Origin of the sequence: Pedobacter gandavensis (assembly GCF_032678745.1) — a bacterium.
Taxonomy (GTDB): domain Bacteria; phylum Bacteroidota; class Bacteroidia; order Sphingobacteriales; family Sphingobacteriaceae; genus Pedobacter; species Pedobacter gandavensis_C.
In genome coordinates this window covers 309,154-327,425 of the sequence record NZ_JAVTST010000001.1, presented here as the reverse complement: position 1 = coordinate 327,425, position 18,272 = coordinate 309,154, and the positions used below count along the sequence as shown (strand labels likewise).

General features: G+C 41.6%; 11 protein-coding genes. 2 read left to right on the top strand and 9 right to left on the bottom strand.

Features of this window, described 5'->3' with window-relative positions; translation table 11 throughout:
• Positions 1-22: 22 nt before the first annotated feature.
• The 6 genes from R2S10_RS01290 to R2S10_RS01265 all read right to left on the bottom strand — a co-directional run bounded on the left by R2S10_RS01290 (position 23) and on the right by R2S10_RS01265 (position 12,153).
• Positions 23-1,408 carry a sulfatase gene (locus R2S10_RS01290; RefSeq protein WP_316838619.1) on the bottom strand — a complete coding sequence of 462 codons (1,386 nt, stop codon included), beginning with the start codon at positions 1,406-1,408 and terminating at the stop codon, positions 23-25.
• A gap of 124 nt (positions 1,409-1,532) precedes the next feature.
• Positions 1,533-5,600 carry a two-component regulator propeller domain-containing protein gene (locus R2S10_RS01285; RefSeq protein WP_316838618.1) on the bottom strand — a complete coding sequence of 1,356 codons (4,068 nt, stop codon included), beginning with the start codon at positions 5,598-5,600 and terminating at the stop codon, positions 1,533-1,535.
• Positions 5,601-5,715: 115 nt separating this feature from the next.
• Positions 5,716-7,347, bottom strand: coding sequence for a RagB/SusD family nutrient uptake outer membrane protein (locus tag R2S10_RS01280; protein ID WP_316838617.1), 1,632 nt, complete (start codon positions 7,345-7,347; stop codon positions 5,716-5,718).
• Between the two features lie 11 nt (positions 7,348-7,358).
• Positions 7,359-10,505: a TonB-dependent receptor gene (locus R2S10_RS01275; protein WP_316838616.1), complete on the bottom strand. Its 3,147-nt coding sequence runs from the start codon at positions 10,503-10,505 to the stop codon at positions 7,359-7,361.
• Positions 10,506-10,525: 20 nt separating this feature from the next.
• Positions 10,526-11,446 (bottom strand): ferritin-like domain-containing protein, encoded by a 921-nt coding sequence (locus R2S10_RS01270; protein ID WP_316838615.1) that lies wholly within the window; start codon positions 11,444-11,446, stop codon positions 10,526-10,528.
• 11 nt (positions 11,447-11,457) lie between these two features.
• Complete coding sequence (locus tag R2S10_RS01265; RefSeq protein ID WP_316838614.1) at positions 11,458-12,153, bottom strand: ferritin-like domain-containing protein; 696 nt, start codon at positions 12,151-12,153, stop codon at positions 11,458-11,460.
• A 261-nt stretch (positions 12,154-12,414) separates the two neighbouring features.
• Between R2S10_RS01265 and R2S10_RS01260 the strand changes: the two genes are divergently transcribed.
• Both R2S10_RS01260 and hepC read left to right on the top strand, forming a co-directional pair.
• Positions 12,415-13,620 carry a glycoside hydrolase family 88 protein gene (locus R2S10_RS01260; RefSeq protein WP_316838613.1) on the top strand — a complete coding sequence of 402 codons (1,206 nt, stop codon included), beginning with the start codon at positions 12,415-12,417 and terminating at the stop codon, positions 13,618-13,620.
• A 21-nt stretch (positions 13,621-13,641) separates the two neighbouring features.
• A complete protein-coding gene (gene hepC, locus R2S10_RS01255) occupies positions 13,642-15,621 on the top strand; it encodes a heparin-sulfate lyase HepC (RefSeq protein ID WP_316838612.1) in 1,980 nt (659 codons plus the stop codon).
• Between the two features lie 50 nt (positions 15,622-15,671).
• On the opposite strand, the gene R2S10_RS01250 is transcribed toward hepC, so the two are convergent.
• The 3 genes from R2S10_RS01250 to R2S10_RS01240 all read right to left on the bottom strand — a co-directional run bounded on the left by R2S10_RS01250 (position 15,672) and on the right by R2S10_RS01240 (position 18,269).
• Positions 15,672-17,096: a PLP-dependent aminotransferase family protein gene (locus tag R2S10_RS01250; RefSeq protein WP_316838611.1), complete on the bottom strand. Its 1,425-nt coding sequence runs from the start codon at positions 17,094-17,096 to the stop codon at positions 15,672-15,674.
• A gap of 52 nt (positions 17,097-17,148) precedes the next feature.
• Positions 17,149-17,538, bottom strand: a complete 390-nt coding sequence (locus R2S10_RS01245) for a hypothetical protein (RefSeq protein ID WP_316838610.1) — start codon at positions 17,536-17,538, stop codon at positions 17,149-17,151.
• An 80-nt stretch (positions 17,539-17,618) separates the two neighbouring features.
• Positions 17,619-18,269 (bottom strand): hypothetical protein, encoded by a 651-nt coding sequence (locus R2S10_RS01240; RefSeq protein ID WP_316838609.1) that lies wholly within the window; start codon positions 18,267-18,269, stop codon positions 17,619-17,621.
• Between the last annotated feature and the right edge of the window lie 3 nt (positions 18,270-18,272).

The following is an 18,272-nucleotide window of genomic DNA, read 5'->3' as shown; positions in this document are numbered from 1 at the left end:
TTATGTTATTTCTTATCAATCGCTATAATACGCCTGCAATAAATTTATCGCCATTACGCTGACACCAGTTTTTCAAATAAAGGCGCATGCCTTCCAATTTCTTTTTATAAGCGGAATTTACCGCCAGATTGTTCATTTCACCGGGATCTTTCTTAAGCGAAAACAGCTGTTCCTTAATCAGTCCTTTATTGTAAACGATGTATTTAAAGTCCGCGGTGATAACCGCACGGCCACTAATTCCCAATAAATCTTCATTATCTGCAAAATCAGTTTCGATGACTAAAGTATCTCTAAGTTTTTTTGTTGGGTTTTTGAGCTGCTGGCTCAGGTCCATCCCCTTTAGATAAGCCGGTTTTGCGACGCCTGTGAAGCCGCAAATGGTCGGGATGATGTCGATCCCGTTACAAACCAACATATCGTCTGTACGGGCTTCCCAGTCGCCCAATTTAGAAATGATAAAAGGCACCTTAGCAGCTTCCTCGTACAATACCTGTTTTTGGTTCCAGCGGTGTGCCGCATAACCATCCCCATGATCCGCAGTGAAAATGATGATGGTGTTCTTTTCCAAATCATATTTTTTCAGGGAAGCCAGTACCATACCAATGTAAACATCTACTTTCTCGACCAGCCTGTTGTAAGCCCATCGGTATTGTCGCCATTGATCGCCCGTCCAGTTTACCGTAGGATAGGTTCTGAAACTCACTTTTTGCTGCTCCCGAATCATTTCCGGCTCATGTGCAGAAATGCTCCAGTTATCAGGTAAAGCAGGACATTCGGAAGCTGGAGGAGCATTTTCCAGCACATCCATTTTCATTGCGTCACCTCTGGCCCATTCGCAGATATCATGTGGATTTAAAAAAGAAGCCACCAATAAAAATGGCTGATTTCTATTTTCCTTTATAAAACGGGCGCAGTACGAAGGTGTTCCGGCATCATTATAGTCCAGAAAATCGGTATTTTCAATATCATCGAAGCCATGCTGACTCCTTTTGGCTGTAGGAATAGGTAAATGCCATTTGCCGACATACCCGGTTTTATAGCCTCCATTTTTAAGGATCTTTCCCATCATCAGTAAGCTGTCCGGCCAAAGTCCGTCTTTTTCCGGCGCATTGCCCACAAAGCCTGTTTCGAAGGGCATTTTCCCACTAAAGATCGAAGTTCTTGAAGGTGTACATAATGGCTGCGCACAATAAGCTTTGGTAAATTTTACGCCGTTTTTTGCCAGCCGATCCATGGCAGGGGTTCGTAAATCCTTATTCCCCGCATTGCTCATCGCATCTGCGGTTTGCTGATCCGTCATGATGATCAGAATGTTCGGCCGATCCTTATTTTGCGCAATAGCTGCAAGACTTAAAAACAGGGAAATACCGCAACAGAAAGCACATTTAAAAATAGTGTTAACGTTCATTTAAAGTTTTATTTGTAGGTGATATTTGGTCTAACGAATTTAAAATCAACTGACAATTCCACGTTTCAATTGCGGTCTAAATGCTTTCAAATTTGATGAATAAGGGCCTGTAACACTCCATTCCTTACTTTTCCTTTTCCATTTTAGCCAGATACTCGCTGGGCATCACCCCGAAATAGTTTTTAAATGCGGTTGAAAAATAGGATGGTGTGTTAAAGCCACAGGTATAGGCGATCTGCGCAATAGTATATCTTTTTGACACCATCAATTCTACGGCCTTCTTAAAACGAATGCGTTTCATGAATTCTATCACCGATTCGCCGGTAATTGCTTTCAATTTCAAATACAGATTAGACCTGCTCATCCCGATCTCCTTACTAAACTTATCTACAGAAAACTCCGCATCAGACAGGTGCAATTCGATGATGGAAATGGCTTCTTTCAGGAATTCTTCATCGAGCGTATTGAAGGCAATATTCTCGGGTACAATTTCCTTATTCGCGGAGTAGTATTCTTTTAAGCGTTTCCGGGAACGCAGAATATTCGTAATTTTTGCCGACAATAAATCTGTCGAAAAAGGCTTAGTTACATAATCATCAGCGCCCATTTCCAAACCCTTTATCTGCTGACTGGTTTCGCTCTTAGCCGTTAAAAGTATCAAGGGAATATGTGAAGTATTGATGTTCTGCTTGATCCGCTTACAAAAATGAAGACCATCCAATTCCGGCATCATGACATCACTAATGATCAAATCAAATTGCTGGGTTTCCAACATGGCTAAAGCTACTTTGCCATCGCAGGCCAGAGAGACCTGATAATCAGCGCTAAAATAATCTTCCAGGTAAGACAAGATCTCTTGATTATCATCCACAATCAATAACTTAACTGACTTATTATCTGAATGATCAACACCAGTTACTAAAGTTTCAGTACTCCAATCAACAGTACCATCCTGAGCGGTTTGCTCCTCTGTTTCCGGAGTAGTAGAAAGTTCATACACCTTGTTTTCAGGTGTCAGATCATGTACATATACCGCATCAGACATCGGGATAACTACCGTAAAACTACTTCCCTTTTCCGGTTCACTTTCTGCCGTAATCCGACCATGGTGCAGCTCCACCAAACGTTTGGTAAAGGCCAGACCAACCCCAGAACCGAGGTTCATCTCGCGGTTATTTACCTGATAAAATTGATCAAATACCTTAGGCAATTCTTCCGCAGTAATTCCCAAACCGGTATCTGTAATTCGGATCATTACTTCTTCATTTTTCCTCAGGAGTTCAATATTGATCTTCCCTCCTGGTTTTGTGTATTTAAAGGCATTGGAAAGGAGATTAAATAGAATCTTTTCCATTGCATCTTTATCAAAGTAAAAGGACAACTTCGCCTCATTGGCACGATAAGTATATTGGATCTTGTTCTTCTCGGCAAGGGGCTGGAAAGACTCATAGATTTCATGCACAAAACTAACCAGGTCAGCCTTGACTACTTTAAGCTGTCTGGTGCCCATTTCAGTCTTCCGGAACTCAAATAGCTGATCCACTAAATTGTAAAGCCTTTTCGCATTGACCATCATCAAGTCTAGCTTTTTAGCCGCCGATTTATCGCCCCAGGGCCGCTTAATTAATTCTTCTAAAGGCGCCAATATCAATGTCAAAGGTGTCCTCAGCTCATGTGATACATTGGTAAAGAAATCCATTTTCACCTTGTGAATATAGCCCACCTTTTCTTTGTCCAGTCGCTCGAGTTTTAACTGATCCAGGGCTTTCATTCTTTCTGAGATGATGCGGTAACTGATGTAGCTGGCTAGCCCAATCAGTAGCAACATCACTAAATAAAACCAGCCCGTTTTGTACCATGGTGGCAGCACAGTGATCTCCAGACTTCTAACCGGACTAAGCTCCCCGTTAGGCCCTATCACTTTAACGTTCAATACATAATCTCCAGATGGCAAATTGCTATAACTGACTTTAAAATCGGTGGTTTCCTGCCAGGAATCATCAAAACCTTCCAGCTGGTAATAGTATTTGGTCCGGTTGGTTGAAATATAATTGAAAGTATTAAAAAACACAGAAAACTGTTTGTCGTCTGGACGAAGCTCCAAGCTTTCCGTTTGATCGATGTGCTGATTTAAAATACCCGTCCCATCATCGGTAGTAATGTTTCTATTGAAAACTTCTATGGCCGTAAAGTTCAGTTTCAAGCTGAGCGGCTTTTGCTTCAATGCCGAAGGATAGAAATAGGAAACCCCTTTTATCCCTCCAAAAAGCAGCATCCCATCTGTAGCTTTACAAAAAGAGTACTCGTTAAACTGGTTATTTTGCAACCCATCACTTTCATCAAAAACCTGTACAGCATAGGTATCTGGGTTAAATTTCAGCAGCCCGCTATTGGTAGAAATCCATAAATTCCCATCATCATCAGGTTGTATGCCATAGATCGTACCTTCTAAAAATCCCTTTCTATTTTTAAAAGAGATAAAAGAGCGCTTTCCTTCGTCATAAAGGCTTAGACCATCCCTGGTACCCATCCATATCCTCTTTTTCTGATCTTCAGCGATACAATTCACGATATCCTCGCTTAAAGTACCATCACCAATATTTCCAAAGAGCATATTGTCGGGATAAAACTGAGAAACACCATTGGTGGTGCCAATCCAGATCCTATCCTGACTATCCTGGAACAAACAGGTAATATCATCAGAAACCAATCTTTTTCCAGCTTTATCCAGGGAAATATGGATAAATTTCTGTGATTTAGGCAGGAACTGATCCAAACCGGAACGTGTGCCTATCCAGATCCTTCCCTTACTATCATTCAGGATGCTGTAAACCAGATCACCGGCAATGCTGTTCGGATCATTTGGGCGGTGTAAATACCGCTTAATTTGTCCTGTAGAGGGGTTCAATACATTCAACCCTCCTTTATGTGTACCGATCAATACATTCCCATCCTCATCAAAATTGATGGCTTTAATGTTATTGGAACTCAAGCTATTCGGCTGATTCTCCTGAGCGGAATAATAGCTGATGGTATGACGATCTGGCTTCCAGTAATTCAGGCCTTTGTTATTGGTTCCGATCCAAAAATTTCCACTCTTGTCTTGTTTTATGGCACTAATCACCTCGTCATTCAAAGAAGGGCTGCCTGTATTCTGACTCAGCAGATTGAATTTAATATCGTCTTTATGGTAGTAACTGACCCCTCCGTAATAAGTGCCCAACCACATGCCTTTTTGCCGGTCGCGGTAAACAAAGCGCACCGAATTCTGACCAATGGTAAAAGGCTGAGAAAGCTGATGGTAGTAATTGTCGAAACTATTGTCTGCCGGGTTTAAAATAGACAGTCCTCTGAAAGTTCCCAGCCAGAGCTTGCCTTCCGCATCTTTAGCAATAGAGCGGACGTTATCATCAGCAATGCTATTCCTCCCTGCCTGGTGGACAAAAGATTTATTTTCCTTCTTTTTCAAGTCGTAATGCAACAATCCATGTCCTTCTGTGGCGACCCACAGTTCATTCTGCTCAATAAAAACATCATTCACTGAAGGTTTATCCAGGCCAAGTTCTATTTTACTCAGCGCATTTCTTTTAGCATTGATTTCGAAAAGTCCTACATCTGTACCCAGCAACATCTTATTGTTCCAAATCCCGATATAGGAGATGTTTTTGATCCCATAGGATAGCGTATTCAGGTTGAGCGGAACAAACTGATCAGCGCCGGACTTCAGGCAAAAAACATCTCCAGCGATAGAAACCGCCCAGATATTATGTTGCGCATCTTCCAGCATGGAGCAGATGTACCACTCCCCAACCCGATGTGGTAATTTGTAATTTAGAAAACTATCCGTTTTATGATCATAGCGACTAATTCCCTGATTCCCTCCAACCCATAAACTGCCGGTATGGTCCAGAATCAGACTGCGGATATAATAAGATTGCAGGCTGTTTGCCTTGTCCTTTACCGGGCGGTAAGTCTTGAAATTTTTACTATCATACCTGTTTAAGCCATCCTGGGTCCCTATCCAAACAAAGCCCAGGGTATCTTGTTTCATGGCAAAAACCGTACTTTGGGAAAGGCCCTTGTCTACTGAAATATTACGAAATTGCTTCGTTCCCTGTTGTGCAAATACGCCATGGCCTATCAGCAACAAAAAAACAAACACCACACACCTTTTCATTTCAGCCAATATCATATAAATCAACAAATAATTAAGGCTATAGTAGCCAAAAACGGCTTAAAGCTGGAGGCTTAACATAAAGCCCCCAGCTTTAACAAAGCCAAAATAATCTTTTTAAACCTATTTTACCTTAGTAATTAGGATTCTGAAAGAGTTTTTTGTTCAGGTCAATCTCTCTTAATGGGATGGGATACAACTCATGCTTCCCCTCTTTAAACATGGTTCCGGCAATGTAAGGATAGGTACTTCTATACGTTTTAAGCGCGGTCTCAGTTGCACGAAGGCTTGATCCTAAAATATTCCAACGCAATAAATCATATTTACGCAATCCTTCGAAACAAAGTTCCCAGGCCCTTTCGTTTTTCAATCTTTCGAAAAACTCCGCTTTACTCAATCCTGCCGGCAAATCTACTGTCGGATCTACGGTATTAACCGGTTTTCCGAAAGCTCTTCTTCTCACCATATTGATGGCTTCATAAGCTGCGGCATTCGGCCCTTCATTTAATTCGTTTTCGGCTTCCGCACGCATCAACAGCACATCTGCATAACGCAATACCACATAATTGATGTCGGTATTGTTCAAATCTTTTATCGGTTGCAATTGATACTCACGACGCCATTTCCCTGGTGCATAATTCTGATCCTGCGCAGCCGTATATTCAACCGCCTGACCGGCAGCATTGATCTGGTAAGTAGAAACTGCAATATCTCTTCTTAAATCACCGGCAAGGAAAGAATTCCTAAACAATGGAGTGGTCTTTACATAAGAATTGGTACGTCCAAGAGTGGTACTCGCCGCTACTGCAGGCGCATTCCATTGCCCAATCACACTTGAACCGGGTGTTGCCCCTGCCAGGTTATAAAAAGCCACTTCAAACATACTCTCGTTTGGATCAATCTTCAGCTGACATTGGTTTCTAAAAAACTGCTCAAAGCTGGGATTTAAGGTATATACACCAGACTCCATCACTTCTTTACTTTGTTTCTGGGCAATCTGGTACAACTCCTTATAATTTGAAGGCTGCTCCATCTTTCCATTTTGTCTTAAAGAGAAGCCTCCGGCAAATAGGGCAATCCTTGCCAACATACCTTTCACTGCAACTTTACTGATCCGCTCATCACTGGTTTTACCCTCAGGCAAAAGCGCAATAGCCTCTGTCATGTCTTTGATCACCTGCTGATAAACCTCATCAGTTGTCGCTTTAGCTAAGCGAAGATCATCACCTGAACGTGTGGGCGTTAACTTAATAGGCACACCACCAAATAACCGCACCAGTTCGGCATAATAGTATCCGCGTAAAAACTTAGCTTCTCCGAGGTAACGGTTTAAAGTCTTACCCTGTCCTTCCTGATTAAAAGATGCCATTTGAGGGATTTTCTCGATCACCAGATTGGCGCGATTGATGCCCTCGTAATAGGTCTGCCAGGTTCCCTGTGTATAAATTGATTCGGAAGTAATGGCATAATGTGCTACCCCACGAAAATCAGAGGTCACCACATCTCTAACCTGTGCAATGTCATTGTCGTTCTCATACAGAATCGAGGCGTAAAAAGCCAGCGTATTCTGATTGCACATACTTTGGTACACCCCTAAAGTGGCCAAATCTGCTTCATCAACACTGTTAAAGAACTTCTCTGCATTAAAAACAGATTTTGGCTCTTCGGTGAGTGCTTTTTTGCAGGCCGTAAAATTAGCCAGCAAGGCGATGACGATCAGTAGTTTTAAACCATTATTGCGATATATATTGAATGTTGTTCTCATGATGGAAATTGTTATAATGAAATGTTCATACCAGCTACATAGTACCTGCTGCGTGGGTAGCCGCCAAAATCTACACCAGGAGTTAAGCCTCCGGTGCTATTGGTGCTTACTTCAGGGTCATAACCAGAATACTTATCAAATACATACAGGTTATAACCGGTCACATAAAGCCTCACATTATTGAGTTTAACCTTAGAGATCCAGCTTTTAGGCAAGGTATAACCCAGACTTACATTGTTGATTCTTAAAAAGGAAGCATCTTCCACTAGCTGATCATTAAACCTTGGCGTAGTGCCATAACCATCGTATCTAGGAATCGTTTTACCTTGATTTAAAGCGGCCAAAGCAGCTGGCGTGTTGACTTTCACCCCATTGCCATCAATGGTCGTCCATCGGTCTTTGAAAGTAGCAAGGTTGTTGGTATAAGCCGTTACATTCGTACTCATTTGTAGTTTGTTTGCGTTGTAAACGTCACTACCGGTAGACCAGTTGATAAACACACTTAAATCAAATCCTTTATAAGAGAAGGTGTTGCTCAGTCCCCCTGTGAACTTAGGGATGCCATTTCCAATCACAGTTCTATCGTCTGGATTGATCACCCCATCACCATTTAAATCTACCAGCTTCTGGTAACCAGGCTGTGCTGCATAGTTTACATCTACCGGAATACCAGACTTCAAGGTATAGCTATTTGTAGTTGGGTTGTAGTTAAAATCACTAAGCTCATATAAACCCGCAGACTTATACCCATACATTAAACCTACCGCATTGCCCACTTGCACCAAATAATCGTTTTGTGCGGTCCAGCTGTTGCTCAGTCTTTTATTTTCTCCATCGCTCAGTGCCAATACCTTATTTTTATTCCAGGCCATGTTTAAGGAACTGCTCCAGATAAACTGCTCAGTTTTCACATTCGTGCTATTCAGGCTCAGCTCTACTCCTTTGTTAGAAGTGGAGCCAATGTTGACTACCTGCGTAGCGAAACCACTTATAAAAGGCACTTGGGCGGCTAATAACAAGTCTTTCGTACGATTATCGTAGGCATCAACCGTTAAGCTCAGGCGTTGTTTAAAAAACCCAATGTCTACTCCAATATTTAACGACTTGGTAGTTTCCCATTTCAAATCCTTGTTTTCAATGTTATTTGGGTAAATGGCAATGCTATTGTTGTTGTTCAAAGGATAGGTTCCGCTTGCCAGCTGACTGATCATTAAATAATTAGCAATCCTGTTATTCCCGGATGCTCCATAACTTAAGCGCAATTTCGCATCTGAAAGGAAGTTCAGATTTTTCAGGAAGTTTTCATTTATCGCCCTCCATGCAAAAGCAGCAGAAGGAAAATAACCCCATTTGTTATTGTCGCCGAACTTAGAAGAACCATCTGCCCTTAAAGTAGCGGTAAAAATGTATTTGTCTTTGTAAGTATAATTTGCACGTGAAAAGAACGAAAGCAGGTCGTCGGCCTCCTCAAAAGAGGTTGGTATACCTGGCGTTGTACCCAGGGCAATATTCCCTAAACCAAGGTTAACAGATGGAAATTTGCTGTTACTCGCCGTAAAATTCTCTTTAGCTGAATACTGCTGCTCCTGCCCTAATAAGAACGTCACCTTATGTACTTTGTTAAAGGTATTGTCGTAAGTAATGGTGTTGTTGTAGTTAAAGCTGTTCACATCTGTTTGCGACAATGCCCCAAATGGACCTCCGCTCCTTTTAGCCATAATCGAACGCGCATCACTAAAAGTTTTCAATTTAGTATCACCAACCGTTGCAGATACCAATCCACGATAGGTAAAATGATTGGCAAAATTATAGTCCAGCGAGGCAATGAAATTTAGCGAACGGTTTATAGATTCCCTGAATTGCGATTCCGCATTGGTACGTGGGTTTTGAATTGGAATGGCATTCACATCTATCGAAGGATCGTTATCCAACTCCAGGAACTCCTTATCCGTTGAATTCTTATCACTAATTGGTCTATACTGAAAAATGTTAATCAGTGCATTGAAACGATCTCCACCTTCTCTGGTTCCAAAACCAGTGATCTTTTGATCGCTATAATTGACAATTCCCGTAAGCTTCATTTTTTTACTTACGTTATGCAACAAGCTAAATTTCGCTACGTTTTTTATAGAGCCACCCGGCTGAACCAAGCCCTGATCGTCACTTTTAGAGTAAAAAATATTGAAACGTGTGTCGCCTTGTCCGCCGCCAATACTCACCTTATGGTATTGCGTATTTGACCAATCGCCAAACATTTCCTCCTGCCAGTTGATTCCTTTTCTGTTGCTATATAGGCCTGGTAATTCTGAATAAGCACCAAACTTATTTTTGATATCCAACAGTTTATCTGGATCAGTACCGAATTTCTCATATAGTAAGCTCGTAAAGTCTAATGGATTAAGAACCGGGATAAATTTATTGGCCTTTTTTGCCCCATAATACATATCATAACTGATCGTCAGTTTAGTAGGTTTCAGCTGTTTTGTGGTCACCAAAATCACTCCATTAGCGCCTCTGGCACCATAAATAGAAGTTGCAGAAGCATCTTTTAAAACATCAATACTTTCCACATCTGTAGGATCTAAAAAGCTCAGTCCATCGGTTTGTGGCACCCCATCTATCACATAAAGCGGTTCATTACTTTGGGTAATAGAACCCCCTCCGCGTAAGGTAATTGTGGGCGTACTTCCAGGTGTTCCATCATCAGTAGAAACCCGTAAACCCGCCACACGTCCAACTAATGCCGAAGCCACATTCTGGACAGGAACTTTAGCCAGCTCTTCACCTTTCACCGAAGATACGGAGCCGGTTAAATCCTTTCTCTGGACTTTTCCGTAACCAATCACCACCACTTCATTCAGGTCATTTGCATCATCTATCAGTTTCACATCTATATTGGTCTTATTCTTTACCAGTTGCTCTACACTTTTAGAACCCAGGTAAGAATAGGTTAGCGTGCCATTTGATTTCACTTTGATGTTGTAGCTCCCATCCGGGTTGGTCACTACCCCATTTTTCGTTCCTTTCTCAAATACGGTTGCACCTGGAATTGGTTTATTTTCTCCATCTCTAACCACTCCTTTTACGGTGATCACCTCCTGCGCATACATAAATGTGCAGATGGAGAGCATTAACATTAATAGTACTAATTTTTTCATCTTATGTTAAATTTCGTGGTTTATATCAACTTAAATCCTGCTCTGATGAACAGGTCGTTTGCGGCTTTCTTAGCAGAAACGGTCAACAAATACTCGTCAAATGACTCTGCAGCAGCGGCCACTGTAACTCCTTCATTGCCATTGATGCCAACCAATGAAATTCCTGCTTGTACCGTTCTGATTTCATTATTGGCAACGGTACTGTCTTTATCGTATACCGGAGCCATATTGCCCAGCGTAGAATCATTGAAGTTGTCTTTTACCAGATCACCATTATCGGATCTTCGCTGTCCCGGCCATGGCCTCAACAATTTCAGATTGGCGATTTGTAATTTATTAACCATTTGTCTGATCTGTGCAGAATGCCTGGCTTCTAAAGAATGAACCCTTGCCGCTGCTGCCAGTACAGTATTGTTTTCCATCAGGGGAATCAATTGCCCTTTATACGCCCGAACACCAAGGTCTTCAATCACCATAGCTGTCCTCAGGAAAGTCGCATAAGTGGTATTGATATTGGGATTTATTTTCGTGTAATCGAAAGCCTCATAAGGCATTGCATCAGGTACTTTTCCTTTTAAAGTTTGAATGGTTTGGATCCATAAATTAATATGTGCCTGTTCCTGATCGCGGATAGTGGTAATTACCGCCTTATCCGCAGCGGGAATCAAAGCAGGCGTTTTAACCAGCGCATTGTTATACAGATGAAATTCCATGTACTCCATCGCCAGCATAAAATTCAGCGAATCCAATACCAGGGTACTGCTACTGCTCTGTCCATATGCTTTTTGCAACATCGAGCCTAAAGCCATAGGTAATGCAGCCAGAGAAACCTTTTTTCCTATACTAAAGAAATCCTTCATCACTTTGCGACGGGGACTCAACCGTTCATAAATCTCTTGATCAACCTTTTCCAGGTTACTAAGCAGGTTTAAAATATCCATGTGAATCTGGTTTAAAGGTTAATGACGTTAAGTTGAGTTTTGATATATTTTGTGGCTTGAGCCAATACCTGTGCCGCTGGCAAAGCAACATCCAGCCCTTTTGTTTCATCGGAACCCAATTCCTTTAGCTCTAACAGATTGCCAAATATAACATCCGGCAATTGAGTACTAATCCATGCCCCATGACGCGCCTGAACAGAGGCAATCTGACTTAAAATAATGAGGGTATAAGCCTCCTTACTTTTCTCTATCGCCCCATTATAGGCGGCCAATCCGAGGTTATCAAAAGTCCTTGCCAGCCCAAAAACAGCTGTAGGAACGCTAAAATCTATCGCTGAGAAGTCGAACTCCAGGGAACCTATTGCAGCAGGACCTAAAAAGGTTTTGAAGAATTCACGATGCGCAGTTTTATGCCATTTGATATCATTCAAAAACAAGGTCTGTGTGCTGGTATATCCTGCCCCTAAATTTTCTACCGCTTTCGTATAAAATGCGGCTTCCAATTGTGCTAAACTGTAAATGTAATTCAGCAAGCCCGTATCATCTTTTAAATCGATGGTATTGTCTTTATTTATATAAGGAGTGCTGGGTTCAGGATTGTTCTCTTTACAGCCCGCAACAGCTACTGCTAACATAGCAGTTCCCGCGTACTGAAAAAGTCGCCTCCGATGAATTGTCCCCTTGGAAAGAGAGATCAGTCTGTTCATAGTCTAGGATGTAAAATATTTGGTTGTTGATAAGAACGAATTTAAAAGTATGCTGCTTACCAGAGTTTTAAATGCGTCCAAAATCCTATTAATTTTGATGAAAAGTACATCAGCTTCCCCCAAAGGGAGTCAAAACTAAACTTTCTCCAGTATACTTCATCAATTTTAAATGATTTATGGAAAAATTCGAAAGTCTGTTTTCTTCGGCCATCCTATCTTCACTGCTACAAGCAATTGAACCGAAATCCAAATATTTGAACTATGAATAAAACATTCGGCCTATTTTTAGCCGCGTCGATTTTTGCCTTGAGCAGCTCAGCAAAACCTATAAATGACGTTGATTCCTTACAATGGTTAAAAAAGACAGCAAGCCTGATTAGCCAACAACTAAACAAAGCAGCAAATACCTATAGCCCCGGCAAACACCCACGTTCTGTTAACCCGGACGGCACAGTAAGACTAGCCCCCTATAAAGATTGGACCACTGGATTTTTCCCTGGCTCCCTTTGGTATGGTTACGAGCTTACCGGAGATAAGAAACTGGCAGATCAGGCGAAACGATTCACCCTGGCTCTGGATTCTGTGCGTTACCTGACAGATACCCATGATTTAGGCTTCATGCTCTATTGTTCCTATGGAAATGGCTATAGACTGACCGCTGATAAAGCCTATTTACCGGCATTGGCCGATGGTGCCAGGCATCTTTTTGCAAGATTTAACCCTAAGGTTGGAGTGATCCGCTCCTGGGATTTCGCACCATGGAAATTTCCGGTGATCATTGACAATATGATGAACCTGGAGTATTTATACTGGGCAGCAACCGCATTTAAACAACCAGCCTATGCACAGGCTGCAAGCAGCCATGCCAGTACCACCATGAAAAACCATTTCAGGAAGGATTATAGCTCATACCATGTGGTAGATTATGATGTTAAAACAGGAAAAGTATTGCGCAAAGTGACCCATCAGGGAGTAGTGGATGAGTCTGCATGGGCCCGCGGACAAGCATGGGGTCTTTATGGCTATACCATGTGTTATGCAAATACAAAAGACAAAACATTCTTAGCTCAAGCAGAAAAGATTGCTTCATTTATCATGAACCACCCTAAAATGCCGAAAGATAAAATTCCAGTATGGGATTTTGATGTTCACAATGCGATGGACGTAGAACAGCCTGCACCTAGAGATGCTTCTGCCGCAGCAGTTATTGCCTCCGCCTTGCTGGAACTCAGCACACAGGTAAAAGATGGTAAGAAATACGCCGATTATGCCGAAGAAATCCTCAAATCCTTATCTTCGGATACTTACCTCGCTAAACCAGGGGAAAATGGACTTTTCATCCTGAAACATAGTGTAGGTGCGTTTTTATACAATTCTGAAATCGATACCCCATTGGATTATGCCGATTATTACTTCCTGGAAGCCTTGAATCGTTATGCCAGCCTAAAAAAAATAAACCTGAATTAAATCAGTAAATCTGTTTCTCCGATGAACTTAAAAAATATTATACTACCGGCCATTTTATGCCTCTTCTTCTTCTCGCAAAGTAGCGTAGCACAAGAAGCGGTAATTACTAAAAAAGACTTCGATCCGATCAACCTGTCCTACCCCGGACTGGAAAAAACCAATCAGCTGTTTCTAGCTGGTGATTATAACGGAGCTGCTGCAGAATTGCTGCATTATTACCGAAACCGTAAAACGGTTAGACATCCGGAGTTTAACCTGGGTGATGAAGCTCGTTTTAAAGGAAAAAACGTCGGCGCCGCAAATCTATTAAAAGCAAACAACGCGCTGGAACACAAATTTCAACCTCATAAAGGCTATGGCTTTTTTGATTATGGGAAAGACATCAACTGGCAATTATGGCCGGTAAAAGACAACGAAGTCCGCTGGCAATTGCACCGCGTATACTGGTGGCAACCAATGGGTATGGCTTACCGTACCAGCGCTGATGAACAATACGCCAAAGAATGGGTGTATCAATTCCGCGATTGGGCCAGCAAAAATCCTTTAGGCTTATCTGCAGACAACGACAGGTATGCCTGGCGCCCATTAGAAGTATCAGAACGCGTGCAAAGTTTGCCGGGAACATTCAACCTGTTCCTACCCTCACCAAATTTTAGCCCTCGCTTTTTGCTGGACTTTTTACAAAGTTATCAGCAGCAAGCCAGCTATATCCCCCTGCATTACTCCAAATTGGGCAACCACCTTTTATTCGAAGCACAAAGGATACTTTTTGCCGGTTCTTTTTTTCCAGAATTTAAAGATGCCGCTGCATGGAGAAAAAGCGGAATCACGGTGTTAAATACGGAGATCAAAAAACAAGTATACCCGGATGGAATGCAATTCGAATTGTCGCCGACCTATCATGTTGCTTCAATTGATATCTTTTTAAAAGGGTATAATGCCGCAAAAATGGCTGGCGCAGAAAAGGAGTTTCCAGAAAGCTATAGCAAAACGATTGAAAGCATGATTGTTGCTTTAGCCAATATCTCCTTCCCTGACTATAACAATCCGATGTTCGGAGATTCCTGGCTGGTTGAAAAAGATTCAAGACTGAAACAGTTTCAAACCTGGTCAAAAGCATTCCCACAAAACAATACGATCAAATATTTTGCTACCGATGGTGCATCAGGAACAATACCTGAACATTTATCTAATGGTTTAAGCACTGCAGGTTTCTACACTTTTAGAAACGGTTGGAACGACCAGTCTACGGTAATGATTTTAAAAGCTAGTCCTCCGGGAGAATTCCATGCCCAACCAGATAACGGTACTTTCGAGCTTTGGGTAAAAGGCAGAAATTTCACACCAGATGGTGGCGTATATGTGTATAGCGGCGATGCCGAGATCAATAAACTAAGGGAAGCTTACCGTCAAACCAGGGTTCACCAGACCTTAACCCTCGACAATCAGAACATGGTAATCACCAAAGCGCAGCAAAACAAATGGGAAACTGGTAAAAACCTTGATATCCTGACCTATACCAATCCTAGCTACCCGGAATTAAAACACCAACGTACAGTGTTATTTATCAACCAACAATACTTTTTGATTATTGACAAGGCCATTGGTAAAGCAACAGGAAAACTAGGTGTACATTTTCAGCTTAGAGAAGATAGCAAACCGGTATTTAACACCTCATTAAATCAGGTTTACACAAGCTATGCAGATGGGAACAACCTGTTAATCCAATCTTTAAACACTGATCCGTTGAATCTGGTTGAAGAAGAAGGGAAAGTCTCTTACCAGTATAGAAAGGAAGTCGCCAGACCTGCATTTGTCTTTGAGAAAGCAAAAAAGGACGACCGAACACAGCAGTTTGTCAGCATCGTTTTCCCTTATCAGGGAGCTAACGCGCCTAAAATCATCCTCAAAGAAAACAAAGGAAATGATTATGAAAAAGGAAACATCAACCTTAGTCTAAGCATTGATGGAAAACAACAAAATATAAAAACAACACTTTAAAGATCCCCCCCTAAGCTTGCATCCTAGCCAAATTTCTTGAAAAAGAAAGGCTAGATGCTGGCTTTAACCAGACGTCCTAAACGTTTGAGATCATCCTCTAATTTTTCGTTCCATTCTAGCGCAAAATTCAGACGCATACAATTGTTGTATTGGTTGTATTGTGTAAACATTCTACCCGGTGCAAAGCTTATTTTTTGCTTGATCGCCTGATCAAACAATTCCCCGGTATCCAGTTTTTTATCGAGTTCCAGCCATAGCATAAAGCCTCCTTGTGGCTGAGATATCTTAGTGTTTTCTGGAAAATAGGCTTCAATAGCCCCTTGGTATTTCAAGCAATTGCTATAAAGCTTGCTTCTTAAGGTGCGTAAATGGTGGTCGTATCTGCCATTTTCCATGAAATCAGCAATGACTTCCTGATACAAAGAGGGCGTAGAAATGGTCTGCACCAATTTCTGCCTGATAATTTTCTCTTTATACTTTCCCGGAGCAACCCAGCCTACCCGATATCCCGGAGCCAAAGTTTTAGATACAGAACCGCACCACATCACAATCCCTGCTTCATCATAATACTTGCAGGGTTTCGGTCTTTCTGTTCCAAAGAATAAATTGCCATACAAATCATCTTCGATCAGTGGAATGTCGTAGGCGGTCAGCATCCTGACCAGTTCTTTTTTATGTTCATCAGGCATCAAACAGCCTAGTGGATTGCTGAAATTACTAATGAAACAACAAGCGTTTAACCTTGGCAGTACTTTCTTAATCGCCTCCAAATCTACACCGGTAACCGGATGTGTAGGGATTTCAATCGCCTTTAGTCCCAGCGACTTTATAATCTGCTGAATTCCAAAGTAAACAGGACTTTCAATAGCCACTGTGTCCCCGGGTTTAGTCACCGCCATCAGACAGTTAAAAATAGCATTCATCGCACCAGATGTGGTCACCAAATCATCCTCGGTTAACTTACCCTCCAGTACAAAAGACCATTTGGCAAGCGTTCTTCTGAGATTGGTACTCCCCGCAACGGGTTCATAACCTGTCCCACCATCTTCCATGCGGCGAATGGCATTGATCATTCCCTTATTCAATTTTGCAATGGGCAACATGCTGTTTGCCGTCACCCCCAAAGAAAACTGAGTAATCGTCTTATCCCCTAAAGTGTTAAACACCTTAGAAATCAAATCTTCAGGTTCCTTCTCCATCGTCGAAGTTTTCATCTTCCCAACAGAGGGTAAAGAGAACTTTCGCATGGATGCTTTACTCACAAAATAGCCTGATTTAGCTCTAGGCTCTATCAAGGACTTGCTTTCCAGTTCCAAATACGCCTGCTTTACCGTGTTCATGCTGACATTATAAAGCTTCTGAATCGTGCGAATGGAAGGCAGCTTATCCCCTAGCTTTAGGGTTTCACTTTCGATCTGCTCCTCCATCACTTTTGCAATTCTAACGTATAAAGATTCCTTTTTCATTTGAGCCATGTGCCGCTGTTGTGTCCTGTAAATTTACTTAAAACAAATCTGTATCCTGATATTAATTAGAACAGGTGTTTAGCCAGCTGACCAATTGTTCGATCGCTATTTTTAATGGAGTATGATCCTGTTTCAGACCTGTAAATGTGGTATGTAAGGTGATTTCCGCCTCTGCTTTGAGTTTTTGATCAATGAAGGCATCCCTAGATGATAAGGTGTGTGTGCTGAGCATCAGCTCGTCCAATTCATTAAAAGAAGCGAAAGCAAAGCCGATGACCTCCTTATTGTTTAGCGCGACACTTAGGGGAAGACCAAAATTTGCAGTCAGCTGATGAACCGCCGACTGCTGATTTTGGCCTTGGTTTTTATAAAGTCTGATCAAAGCATTTAAGTCAGACAGGTATACTTTACGGAATTCGATGTGGTTACACTTAGGATCTTGTTCTTTCATAACGTAGGATTTGATAACAAAATTAGGCATCAAATCCAGCCAGATACAGACACAGAAAACCGATTATTATAGGTTACAGATTAGCCACCCTCCTCTACTTTATATTTTGGCGTAATTTGAATAGTAAATCTTCTATTATTGTTTTCATTAGCATCTCTATTCCCAAAATAACCGCTTCCGGCAATAATCAGTTCACAATTAGCCAATCTTTTCTTACTGGTAAAATCATAACCCTGGGCGATCCAATAATTGACCAGTCCTAATGACCTTTTGTAGCTATACACATACCCTGTGTCTCTAATCTTTTTATAGTTCCATAAATTCCGCTGTGCAAACCCCTCCACTACAAGCAGATAACTCACGTTCTTATTGCTCTGTGTTAAGGAGTCCATTAACTGGTATAGATTTCGTCCAGCTTTAATCAAATCCTTTTTTGTCGCTAGATCTATATCATTAAAATCTACGCTATTGAATTTAAAAGAGACATTTACTTTAAGCTTATGCCGCTTACTGTCTTTGTCGTACGTAAAAGAATTTGAATCCAGTTTCGCCAAAGCACTGTCGATTTGTTTGATCATCTGCATCTGCTTATAGGATGCCTGGTATTCCTTATTTTTCTTACTAAACTTCACATAGCTCAAAATAAACAAGACAAGCATCACCACAAACAAACTGGTCATAAGGTCTACATAGCTAGGCCAGAAAAAATCGCGTTTTCCATTATCCTCCATATC